The sequence below is a fragment of the Chitinophaga sp. 10T418 genome, from assembly GCF_056394125.1.
The window spans coordinates 722,625-734,325 of record NZ_JBFTHG010000001.1 but is presented as its reverse complement, the minus strand read 5'-3'; the positions used below and the strand labels follow the sequence as shown (position 1 = coordinate 734,325).

At 44.9% G+C, this 11,701-nt stretch carries 12 protein-coding genes; 6 read left to right on the top strand and 6 right to left on the bottom strand.

The genetic code is table 11. The annotated features are described in order from the left end of the window. Window positions 1-21 precede the first annotated feature (21 nt). Complete coding sequence (locus AC1DCV_RS03085) at window positions 22-594, top strand: hypothetical protein (RefSeq protein WP_477021778.1); 573 nt, start codon at window positions 22-24, stop codon at window positions 592-594. A 338-nt stretch (window positions 595-932) separates the two neighbouring features. Here AC1DCV_RS03085 and AC1DCV_RS03080 read toward each other — a convergent pair whose 3' ends face one another. The 3 genes from AC1DCV_RS03080 to AC1DCV_RS03070 all read right to left on the bottom strand — a co-directional run bounded on the left by AC1DCV_RS03080 (window position 933) and on the right by AC1DCV_RS03070 (window position 4,534). Next, window positions 933-3,293 (bottom strand): polyribonucleotide nucleotidyltransferase, encoded by a 2,361-nt coding sequence (locus tag AC1DCV_RS03080; RefSeq protein ID WP_477021777.1) that lies wholly within the window; start codon window positions 3,291-3,293, stop codon window positions 933-935. Window positions 3,294-3,417: 124 nt separating this feature from the next. Beyond that, window positions 3,418-3,690, bottom strand: coding sequence for a 30S ribosomal protein S15 (rpsO, locus tag AC1DCV_RS03075; protein ID WP_106528148.1), 273 nt, complete (start codon window positions 3,688-3,690; stop codon window positions 3,418-3,420). A gap of 148 nt (window positions 3,691-3,838) precedes the next feature. After that, window positions 3,839-4,534: a cell division ATP-binding protein FtsE gene (locus AC1DCV_RS03070; RefSeq protein WP_133810138.1), complete on the bottom strand. Its 696-nt coding sequence runs from the start codon at window positions 4,532-4,534 to the stop codon at window positions 3,839-3,841. Between the two features lie 171 nt (window positions 4,535-4,705). On the opposite strand from AC1DCV_RS03070, the gene AC1DCV_RS03065 reads away from it, so the two are divergent. From AC1DCV_RS03065 to AC1DCV_RS03050, 4 genes are all read left to right on the top strand, one after another. After that, window positions 4,706-5,077 carry a BlaI/MecI/CopY family transcriptional regulator gene (locus AC1DCV_RS03065; RefSeq protein ID WP_441572279.1) on the top strand — a complete coding sequence of 124 codons (372 nt, stop codon included), beginning with the start codon at window positions 4,706-4,708 and terminating at the stop codon, window positions 5,075-5,077. Beyond that, entirely contained in the window at window positions 5,074-6,744 is a 1,671-nt protein-coding gene (locus AC1DCV_RS03060; RefSeq protein WP_477021776.1) for a TonB family protein, read from the top strand. Before AC1DCV_RS03065 ends, AC1DCV_RS03060 begins: the two co-directional genes overlap by 4 nt. Before the next feature lie 97 nt (window positions 6,745-6,841). Beyond that, the gene (locus AC1DCV_RS03055; protein ID WP_477021775.1) at window positions 6,842-7,285 is read left to right on the top strand and encodes an energy transducer TonB; all 444 of its coding nucleotides are present in this window, start codon (window positions 6,842-6,844) and stop codon (window positions 7,283-7,285) included. A 59-nt stretch (window positions 7,286-7,344) separates the two neighbouring features. Beyond that, window positions 7,345-7,803, top strand: a complete 459-nt coding sequence (locus AC1DCV_RS03050; RefSeq protein WP_477021774.1) for an energy transducer TonB — start codon at window positions 7,345-7,347, stop codon at window positions 7,801-7,803. A gap of 66 nt (window positions 7,804-7,869) precedes the next feature. Here AC1DCV_RS03050 and AC1DCV_RS03045 read toward each other — a convergent pair whose 3' ends face one another. Continuing rightward, window positions 7,870-9,045 (bottom strand): AIR synthase related protein, encoded by a 1,176-nt coding sequence (locus tag AC1DCV_RS03045; protein ID WP_477021773.1) that lies wholly within the window; start codon window positions 9,043-9,045, stop codon window positions 7,870-7,872. A 136-nt stretch (window positions 9,046-9,181) separates the two neighbouring features. Here AC1DCV_RS03045 and AC1DCV_RS03040 point away from each other — a divergent pair, with 136 nt between their 5' ends. Further along, the gene (locus AC1DCV_RS03040; RefSeq protein ID WP_477021772.1) at window positions 9,182-10,123 is read left to right on the top strand and encodes a bifunctional riboflavin kinase/FAD synthetase; all 942 of its coding nucleotides are present in this window, start codon (window positions 9,182-9,184) and stop codon (window positions 10,121-10,123) included. Here AC1DCV_RS03040 and AC1DCV_RS03035 read toward each other — a convergent pair. Together AC1DCV_RS03035 and holA are read right to left on the bottom strand one after the other, a co-directional pair. Next, window positions 10,120-10,638: a hypothetical protein gene (locus tag AC1DCV_RS03035; RefSeq protein ID WP_477021771.1), complete on the bottom strand. Its 519-nt coding sequence runs from the start codon at window positions 10,636-10,638 to the stop codon at window positions 10,120-10,122. The genes AC1DCV_RS03040 and AC1DCV_RS03035 overlap by 4 nt on opposite strands. A 30-nt stretch (window positions 10,639-10,668) precedes the next feature. After that, window positions 10,669-11,664, bottom strand: a complete 996-nt coding sequence (gene holA / locus AC1DCV_RS03030) for a DNA polymerase III subunit delta (RefSeq protein WP_477021770.1) — start codon at window positions 11,662-11,664, stop codon at window positions 10,669-10,671. Between the last annotated feature and the right edge of the window lie 37 nt (window positions 11,665-11,701).

The following is an 11,701-nucleotide window of genomic DNA, read 5'->3' as shown; positions in this document are numbered from 1 at the left end:
ATAAATAATATTAAATATCCTATGAAAGCACTATTCCTCCTGCTGGCCGGCGTGGCGTTGTCCATATCCGGAATGGCCCAGGTTATCAAAGTAAGACAACCCGTAGAACCGATCATCGACTCTATTGTGTATCAAACCGAGAATGTAACACTGATCTTCGAACGGAGCAATCTCCGTGATTATATGGTAAGTATGGACACCACGCTCCGTAACGCCAAATACAGCAACAAAGTGTTCAACAGTGTGCAGTTTACCCGCCTGAATGCCATTGATATGGGTAATCACTTCCGTAAAGCTTATTGCTACCTGGAAGATACCACCAACAAGGACTTCAGCTATAGTACGGGCAGAATGAACATGTTATGGGCCGAAGACGGTGGCATCATGTTACCATACGTAGAAGAAATACTACCGGATCTGCTGGCAACAGGAACCGTGAGAGTGATCGACAGAAGCACCAAAGCGTTGCAACCTGCCTATAAAATGATTGCGGAGCCAATTGATGGTAATAACTACCGGGTGTTCCGATTAAACAGCGGCCGGGAGATTTTCCGTGAAAGCACCTTCCGGGTAGAGCAGCTAACAAAGCGGTAAGCGCAAATTAGCTAACAGCCAATCTGGAAAAACACTAAAAAACGGAAGTTTCAGGCAATTACCAGGAATAAATCGGATTAAGAGGGGTATATGCCGAAAACGGAATTTTTGGGTCATTCCATCGCTAATATCTGGATAAAAGCAAAAAATGGAGCAAAAATGGAAATTTTACACAGTTTTTGCTAACGGAATAAAAAAGCAGGGAAGATGAAATCATGATTTCATCTTCCCTGCTTTTTTTAAGCTAAGCTGGCACTACCTGAAGCTAAAAAAGCAGCCTCCGTAGAGACTGCTTTTCTTCGTATTTAATTCCAGTTATCTGCTAGCTATAACAGCGCCTATTCGGCATCAAAGGTAGGCTCCTGTGGTTTTTCCGGACGGGAGTTGTAATCTCCGCCGCCACGGTTGCCATCGCGATTGAAATCACGTCTGTCTCCGCCACCACCGCGTCTGTCATCACCGCCACGTCTGTCGTCACGGGGACCGCGTCTGTCGCCACCACCACGTCTGTCATCTCCGCCACGTCTGTCGTCACGGAAATCACGTTCGCCGCGCTCCTCGCGTTCTGGTCTTTCTACATAACCTTCTGGTTTAGGCATAAGCACTTTGCGGCTCAGCTTAAACTTACCGGTTTTAGGATCAGTACCAGTCAGCTTCACTTTCACTTTTTCGCCTTCTGTCAGCACACCTTCCATTGTTTCCAGGCGTTTCCAGGAAACTTCAGAGATGTGGAGTAAGCCTTGTTTACCTGGCATGAACTCAACAAAAGCACCATAAGGCATGATGGATTTAACAACGGACTCATATACTTCACCTACTTCAGGTATAGCAATGATTCCTTTTACCCATGCAACTGCTTTATCGAGGCTTTCTTTCTGAGCAGAGAAGATGCTAACTTCACCGGTTTCACCAACTTCTTCGATGTTGATAGTAGTACCGGTTTCGCGTTGAATCTCCTGTATAATTTTACCACCGGGTCCGATTACAGCGCCGATAAATTCACGGTCGATGATAATCTTTTCCATGCGTGGCGCATGTGGTTTAGGTTCAGGACGTGCAGCAGGGAATGCTTCGTACATGGCTTCCACGATGTGTAAGCGACCTTTCTTAGCCTGAGCCAGAGCGGAGCGCATAACGTCCATGCTTAAACCATCTACTTTAATGTCCATCTGTATACCCACAATACCATCACGGGTACCGGTTACTTTGAAGTCCATATCACCCAGGTGATCTTCATCACCAAGGATATCGGTTAATACCGCCCATTTACCATCGGAAGCGCGGGAGATAAGGCCCATTGCCACACCAGATACGTGTTTAGGCAAAGGCACACCAGCGTCCATCAGTGCCAGTGAACCAGCACATACGGTAGCCATGGAGGAAGAACCGTTAGATTCGAGGATATCAGAAACTACTCTCACGGTGTAAGCGTAGTCACTGCCCGGCATCATTTGCTTCAGGGAGCGCATCGCCAGGTTACCATGTCCAACTTCACGACGACCAGGGCCGCGCATCATTTTCACTTCACCTGTAGAGAATGGAGGGAAATTGTAATGCAGAATGAATTTGGAGTAATTGGAAACAGCTGCACTTTCTACCAGCAGTTCATCTTCCGGTGTACCGAGGGTAACAGTAGTCAGGGACTGTGTTTCGCCACGAGTAAACAGGGCAGAACCGTGCGGGGAAGGCAGGATATCTGTTTCCATTGCCAGCGGACGAACCTGATCCAGTGCACGACCATCCAGACGAACGGATTCGTCCAGGATCATGTTGCGGATCACTTCTTTTTCCAGATCATGCAGGTATTCTTTTACCAGCGGTTGATCTTCTTCCGGCAATTCGCCCAGGTGCTCTTTCAGTTCCACGCCGATAGCTGCAAACGCATCGCTGCGATCGTGCTTGGCAGAAGCTGACTTAGCCACTGTGTATATTTTTTGAGTAGCAAAAGCTGCTATTTTTGCTTTCAGTTCTTCATTCTGGTGAGGCTGGGTATATTCACGTTTACCGGTTACACCTTTCAGATCACGCAGTTGCTCCTGCGCCTTCACCTGCACCTTGATAGCAGCGTGGGCTGCCTCGATAGCGAGGATCAGGTCTTCTTCCTGGCACTCTTTACTTTCACCTTCCACCATCATGATGTTCTTGTCAGTAGCACCAATGATGAAGTCCATATCAGCTTTAGCCAGCTCAGTACGGTTAGGGTTGATAACGTATTTGCCATCGATACGGGCAACACGGGCTTCAGAAATAATTTCCTGGATAGGCACGTCAGAAACGGCCAGTGCAGCAGATGCAGCCAAACAAGCCAGTGCATCAGGCATTACTTCAGGATCGGAAGAAATCAGGGAAACTAATACCTGTACTTCGCATAAGTAGTTATCGGGGAACAGGGGACGCAGAGCGCGGTCAATCAGACGGGAAATGAGTACCTCTGAATCAGACAACCGGCCTTCACGTTTGAAAAAGGAACCGGGTATACGACCGGCAGAAGCAAATTTTTCCTGGTAATCAACTGTAAGGGGGAAGAACGACTGGCCTGGTTTGGGTTCCTTATTTGCTACCACAGTGGCCAGCAAAATGGCATTCCCTAAACGCACCGTAACAGCACCGTCAGCCTGACGGGCCAACTTGCCAGTTTCGATGGTCACCATACGACCGTCTCCTATATCGAACTTCACTGAAATAGGTGTCAGATTCATAATAAAGTGAGGATTAAATATAAAGTTATCCTTTTTTGATCGCTAAAGGATAACAAAAGGTATACATACAAAAAAACTATTCCCAACCTAAAAAGTTGGGAATAGCGCTATAAATAAGTCATGGTTATTTTCTGATACCTAACTTCTCGATGAGGGCACGGTAGCCTGTGAGGTTGGTTTTAGATAAATAGGAAAGCAAACGCTTTCTCTGGCCAACCATCTTCATCAAACCACGGTGGGTAGAAAAATCTTTTTTGTTTTGTTTCAGGTGACCGGAAATGCTGTTGATACGCTCAGTCAGCAGTGCAATTTGTGCTTCCGAAGAGCCTGTATTTTTTTCGCTTCCACCAAATTCCTTAAAAATATTGGCTTTCTTTTCAACAGTTAAGTAAGACATCTTTAAAAATAATAAGTAATAATAATGTTTTTTGTCGCTATTTTTCCGGTGCAAAGGTAATTTAAAAAATAGGAATTACCAATTAACAGGAAATTAATAATAAATGAGTGATAATGACCATCTGTAAATATTTCTTCTTCAACAACTCCTAAGAAGAAAAATTTACTGCGGCATTATCTGTTACATACCCGTTTTCCGTACGCAGTACTCTTGACGGGAATTTTTGTAATACTATATAATCGTGTGTGGCCATTACGATGGCAGTTCCCTCCCGGCAAATACGGAATAACAACTGCATAATACCATCGGAGGTTTCCGGATCCAGGTTACCTGTTGGCTCATCTGCGAGGATCAGCTTGGGCGAATTCAGCATAGCACGGGCAATATCCACACGCTGCTGCTCTCCACCTGAAAGCTCATAAGGCATTTTAAAACCTTTGGTTCCCAATCCCACTTTATCCAATACGTCCGAAATCTTGTTCTCCATCTCCTTTGGATCCTGCCAGCCGGTAGCCCGTAACGCAAATTTCAGATTATCATGCACATTGCGGTCTGTTAATAACTGAAAATCCTGGAACACCACACCCAGATTCCGGCGAAGATACGGCACTTTTTTCCAATCCATCTTCTTCAGGTCAAAACCAACTACCTGACCTGTACCATCGTTTAAAGGCAAATCACCATACAACGTCTTTAAGAGACTGGATTTACCAGTACCGGTTTTCCCAATGAGATAAACGAATTCTCCCTTATTCACCGTGATATTCACATCAGATAAAATCAAGGATTGCCCCTGGTATATGCTGGCATTAGTTAATTGTATGATAGGTTGTTCAGGCGTCATGTCCTTTCTATTTTTTACGATCAGTTACGAACAAAAATAACTAATTAAAAAATAACTCGTTGTGATAATATATCAAATATCCTCTCCGGTGTTCATCTCTTTACAACTAAAAAAATAGTTGTAAAACTAAACAATTAGTTATACCTTAGAATCAGAGATTAAAACAAACATATGAAACAGCTTACCAAAGCCGAAGAGCAGATCATGCAGGCACTATGGGAAACAGGTCCTGCATTTGTGAAAGATATGATAGAAGTGATGCCGGAACCCAAACCACATTATAACACGGTATCTACCCTCATCAAAATTCTGATAGAAAAAGGCTTTGTGGATTATAAAGCCTACGGCAAATCCCACCAATATTTTGCCCTGGTTACCAAAGATGCCTATAGCCATAAAACCGTCAACAATATCGTAAAAGGATATTTCGATGGCTCTTTTAGTAACATGGTATCTTTTTTTGTGAAAGAAAAGGAATTAAGCATCTCTGAATTAGAAAAACTGGTACAAAAGATTAAAGACGCGCAAAAACCAAAACAATGACAGTGTTGCTCACCTACCTGGCCAAAGTAATCGTATGCTCTGCTGTACTATATGCATATTATTATATAGCATTGCGCAATAACCGCTTCCATCAATGGAACCGCTATTACCTGGTACTGATTACCATCGTGTCCCTGCTCACGCCCCTGTTAAAAATACCTTTGCCAGGGCAAACGCCTGAACCTTCCACGGTGCTCTCCTACACCAACCGCATTATCACCCTCCGGGAATCAGTAATGCCGGTGGTGGCCAGTCCTGTGATCAGCTCAGGAACGCTGATTAACCTGGCATATATGCTGATCATCGCACTATTGATGACCCGTATACTGGTGAGCCTCTTTAAGATCAAAAAACTAATCCGCAGCAGCCAGGTGCAACAGGTACCACCCTACCGTTTTGTAAAAAACGATGACATTAAAGCCCCCTTTTCCTTCTTTACATATATATTCTGGGATCCAAATACTTCGCTGAACAGCCAGGAAGGACAACAGATCCTGAAACATGAACTCGTACACCTCCACGAAAAACATAGCACGGATAAACTATTCATGGAAATCGTCACCGCTGTTTGCTGGATCAATCCCTTCTTTCATCTGATCAAACACGAACTGGCGCTCGTACATGAATTCCTCGCCGACAAAAAAGCCGCCGGAGAAGAAGTGGCGGGTTATGCCCAAACCATTCTTCAGATGGCCTTTCAAAGCAAGCAATTCAGCTTCACCAACGATTTTTTCCATCCGCCAATAAAACGAAGAATCCTTATGCTCACACAATTCCACACGCCCAGGTTCAGTTATCTCAGACGTATACTCGTACTGCCGCTGGCCGCATTCATTTTTTGTTCACTGGCTTTTGTGGTTGATAAGCATCCATCCGCCATTCGGGTGCTTACCACCACTGCCAACACCACCTTTACTCCTCGTCCGGAAGCCGCCGTCACCACCACACCGGGTGATACCACCAGAAAGCCCAAAATGATTAAACCAGACGCCGATGTGATATTTACCTTTGTAGATCAACCTCCCATGTTTAAAGGTGGTGAAGATTCCCTGTCCAGATACCTGTCGCGTAACATCCGCTACCCGAAAGTTGCCCAGGAAAATGGCATTAAAGGCACCGTGTTCGTTCAGTTTATAGTAGATAAAGATGGTACCATTAAACAGCCAAAAACTATAGGCGCAGAACGCGGCGGTGGTCTTGAAGAAGAAGCTATCCGGGTAGTAAAGGGTATGCCTAAATGGATACCGGGTCAGCAAAACAAGAAAAATGTAGCGGTACAGTTTAATCTGCCGATTCGCTTTGTCCTTGACGAAGGTGATGCGGTAGTAGCCCCGGCCCCCAGTGAGGCAGTCTTCACCTTTGTAGAACAACCACCTGCTTTCCCGGGCGGAGAAGAAGCCCTCGTTAAATACCTTTCTAAAAATATTGTCTATCCGGCAGCGGCGCAAAAAGCCAATACTCAAGGTACTGTGTTTGTACAATTCCAGGTAAGAAATGACGGCACCATCACTGATGTTAAAACAGTAGGAGCCCTCAAAGGCGGTGGCCTGGAAGAAGAAGCCATCAGAGTAGCGAAAGATATGCCTAAATGGAAGGCCGGCAAACAGAATGGCCGCGCAGTAAATGTGCAGTTCAATTTGCCGATACGATTCAGTTTACAGCAATAACGCTTATAAAACAATCAACAATCATGGAGGTCCCGGTTTTTACCGGGACTTTTTTGTGGATTATAGTCGTGGGGGCGTCTATATAAAAAGTTTTGTTATGCTTCTCCTTTCCTGCTTACTAACCGCACTCACAGTTTTCCCGGCAGATACCTCTAAAAAAGTACTTGTGAAAACAGCAGATGCGAAAGCTAACGCTGATATCGAAGACGGATTCTATTGTGGTTTTACGGAAGCATGGCCCAGCTTTCCCGGCGGAGAAGAAGCCCTTATCAACTACCTGAAAAAAAACATAAAATATCCTGCGGCTGCATTGAAAGGAAAAGTAAGTGGAACCATCTTTGTACAATTTACCGTGAGCAAAGATGGCGTTATCCGGGAAGTTCATCCACTCGGACCTTACAAAGGATATGGCATGGAAGCCGAAGCTATAAGAGTAATATGCAACATGCCTAAATGGAAACCAGCCAGAATAGGTAGTAAGCCTGTTGATGTACTGTTTAACATTCCCATCAGATTTATTCTTCCAAAACAAAAATCATAAAATTATCTCCTGCTTTTCTTTTTAAAATATAACATTTGCAGGCAAATATATTTATTCCAATGCCATTCAAATATCTGATCCCGGTTGTGCTCCTGGCTGCAATCGCTGCCCACACACCCGTTTCCCATAATCTTTCTCCCTGGAAACCAATCGTTGTGGACAGTAACATACGTCCCGTCCGCGTAAATGGAGATAGTACCTTTTATGAAGATGGATTTGTATTTGTGGAAACAGTCCCTGTCTATCCCGGTGGTGTTAAAGCGCTGGCTGCGTATATTTCCGATAACATACGTTACCCTGAAGCCGCCCGGAAAGCGCGTAAAAGTGGTACGGTCATGGTTAGTTTTATACTGGATACTACTGGGCAGGTCACTGCTGTAAAGGCATTAGATAGTCTCGGATATGGCCTGGAAGAAGAAGCAAGCCGGGTGGTCTCCGGGATGAAGCCATGGAAGCCAGCTACACAGCAAGGGAAACCGGTAAAAGTTGAGTTTAGGCTTCCGATTAAATTCTATTAGGTGACAAAATAAACAATCCCGTTTCGTTATGAAGCGAAACGGGATGCTATGTATAAAACAATTTTATTAATACACAAACGTGCCAGCCGGCGCAATCACGGTCACTTTCTTCTCTTCTGCCGCTTCTACCCTACCTATTATCTGTGCATCGATGTTAAAGCTTTTGGAAATGGCGATGATATCTGCTGCAATTTCTGCCGGCACATACAATTCCATTCTGTGTCCCATGTTAAACACCTGGTACATTTCTTTCCACGGCGTACCGGATTGTTCCTGGATCAGGCTGAACAAAGGAGGTACCGGGAACAGGTTATCTTTGATCACATGGAGTTTCTCAATAAAATGCAGCACTTTGGTTTGTGCGCCACCGCTGCAATGTACCATACCGTGTATTTGCGGACGGAATTGCTCCAGTACTTTTTTGATTACGGGTGCATAGGTACGGGTGGGAGATAATACCAGTTTACCTGCATCTACTGCACCAAAGCCTTCAATATCTATTTTATCTGTCAGTGATTTTTTACCGCTGAATACCAGTTCAAAAGGAATGTTGGGATCAAAGCTCTCCGGATATTTTTCCGCAATGGCTTTGTTGAATACATCATGACGGGCGCTGGTCAGACCATTGCTGCCCATGCCACCATTGTATTCAGATTCATAGGTAGCCTGTCCGTACGAAGCCAGACCTACCACTACATCTCCTGCCTGAATACGATCGTTGGAAATAACGTCTGCGCGTTTCATGCGGCAGGTAACGGTAGAATCCACGATGATGGTACGTACCAGGTCTCCTACATCGGCGGTTTCTCCACCGGTGGAATAGATGCTGATGCCATGATTACGCAGTTCTGCAAGAATTTCTTCGGTGCCATTAATGATGGCAGCTATTACTTCACCTGGCAGCAACTGTTTGTTACGGCCAATGGTGGAAGACAGCAGGATATTATCGGTAGCGCCTACACAAAGCAGGTCGTCCATGTTCATGATGATAGCATCCTGGGCGATGCCTCTCCATACGCCCAGATCACCGGTTTCTTTCCAATAAATGTAAGCCAGGGATGATTTGGTGCCGGCACCATCTGCGTGCATAATATTACAATATGCATCATCGCCCCCTAAAATATCGGGTACTATTTTGCAGAATGCTTTAGGGAAAAGACCCTTGTCAATGTTTTTAATGGCATTATGCACATCTTCCTTGCCTGCTGAAACACCGCGCTTGGCGTAAATATTATTATCCACCGGGAAATAAATAAATATGTAAATAAAAAATAAAGTAACTAAAGATGCTCTTCAGGCTGCAAAAGTAACAGATTCCATGCAGAATGCACGCCGAATGTGTTAGATTTGCACGGCGTTTTTGATAGTATTGAATTATATGAAGGTTCACAGGGACTTAGACCACTTACCGGAATTCCGAAATGCTGTTATCACAATAGGCACTTTCGATGGAGTACATGCAGGCCATAGCTTCATTATCCAGCAACTGGAGCAGGCTGCCATTGATTGTGGCGGGGAAACCGTGATCGTTACCTTTGACCCGCATCCACGGGAGGTATTGTTACCCAGCCCCAATAACATCAGACTACTCACCACCTTACCCGAAAAGATAGCTTTACTGGAACTTGCCGGTATTGACCACCTCGTAGTGGTGCCTTTTACCAAAGCATTTTCTGAAATGCCTGCCCGCGGCTACCTGGAAGACTTCCTGGTTGCACGTTTCAAGCCACATACCATTATCATTGGCTATGATCATCGTTTTGGCCATAATAGGGAAGGCGGACTGGAACTGCTGGAAGCAGAGCAACAGCAATATGGGTTTAAGCTCATAGAAATTCCGCAGCAGGTAGTACATGACCTCACGGTAAGTTCTACCAAAATCCGGAAAAGCCTGCAGGAAGGCGGCTGCAGCCTGGCCAACGAATTACTCGGCTATACTTATTTTTTAACCGGCACCGTAGTGCATGGCGACAAAATGGGCCGTCAGCTGGGCTACCCCACTGCTAATCTGCATTTAAGCGATGAAAGAAAACTGATTCCGGCAGAAGGCATTTATGCGGTTCGTGTTGGACTCAATGGCCATACGGATCTGCTACCGGCAGTAATGAGCATAGGCTTCCGTCCCACTTTCAACGGCACAGATCTCCGCCTCGAAGTACATCTCTTTGATTTTAATGAAGATCTTTACGGACAGGAACTGACCGTATACTTTGTGGAGTATATCCGTTCCAATCTGAAGTTTGATAATGTAGATGCATTGATAGTGCAGATGGATAAGGATTCCGCACAGGCGAAAGAGATATTGGCGAAAGAAGTCTAAATCCTTGTCCCCTCCGCATCCACTATTTTCTTCACCTGGTTCAACATCCTGTAACCTGCCCTCAGCAGGAGGAAGCCACTTATGCTGCTAAGCGTCATCGCCATCCAGAAGTCAACCACAACTGAAGACGTAAGCATATGCTCCCCTGTACGATAAAATACAGCAGGATCTGTTCCCAGTCTAAAGAGAAAACTAAGCATCAGTATGGCGCCTAACGAGGAACATACGATAGTCCGTATTATTCCTTCCCACAGCGACACGCTTGTTTTACGTTGCAGATTCCCGGAGGCTTTCACTCGTATAAACAGGCGATAGCCAAACCGGCACAGGATAAAGGCAAGCCACAAAAAAGTTAATAAAACGAAGGCTCCGGCTATCTTTTTGGCCAGACTGTCCATTTTTTCAAAATAGTCCGTGAAAAATGCTGTTTTACCGATAGCGAAAACTATTATAACACTGAACAGCACGCAGAAAAAGGCTAAAATACATTTCAGTACAGCATAGAGGCGTTGCATAGGGAATAATTATAATGCAATAATAATGTATTAATGCATGACCTTGTACATCAGTTCTTTCATTAATTCTCCATCTTCTGCTCCACTATCGTTAATGCCTATACTCCGCAGATTGTATTGATGTAATAGCAGGATCGCTTTCTCGGTGCCTTCAGGCCCGTATTGTCTGGCGGCACTCATATAGTCCTTTACAAAGAAGGGATGTACACCTAATGCAGCTGCAACATCCTTCTCAGCTCCTTTCACGCTGAAAATGAGGTTTACTTTGGCGAAAAAATTATAGAGAGCGGGCAGGGTCATTTGCATAGGCGCGGCTTTAGGGTTGGCCGCAAAGTAGCTGATGATCTTAAATACCCTGGCGGTATTCTTTTGCCCGAGGGCATTCTGTAATTCAAATACGTTATATTCTTTACTGATCCCTACATACTTTTCAATATCACCTTCATCGATCTTTTTCTGAGCGGGCAGGTTGACCAGCAGCTTATCTATTTCGTTGGCAATACGGGACAGGTCATTCCCGATATGATCTACCAGCAGGATGGCAGCTTTTTGGGAAATCGCCAGCCCCCGGCTGCTCACATAGGATTCTACCCAGGCAGGCAGCTGGTTATCATATAATTTTTTGGTAGACAGGAGTACGCCTTTGTCTTTAATAAGTTTGGCCATTTTACTCCGGCCATCGATTTTGCCCTGTTTGTGTGCTACTACAAAAACGGTAGAAGACAATGGGTTATCGATATAGGTTTCCAGTTTGAGCAGGTCACGCATAGCCTGTGCTTCTTTGAGCAGTACCACCTGTCTTTCTGCAAACATCGGGTAGCGACGGCAGGCATTGATTACGGTGCTCCAGTCGGTATCTTTTCCGTATAATACGGTAAGGTTGAATCCTCTTTCAGATTCCGGCAGCAGTTCATGTTCCGCGTAACTGGTCACCTGGTCAATAAAAAAGTCTTCCTCTCCTTCCAGCCAGTATAGCGATTTAAATTTCTGTTGTTTCCAATCCCTGATGATATCCTGGTAATCCATTGCTTTAACTTTTGGCAGTCCCCCTATCAGCATTTAG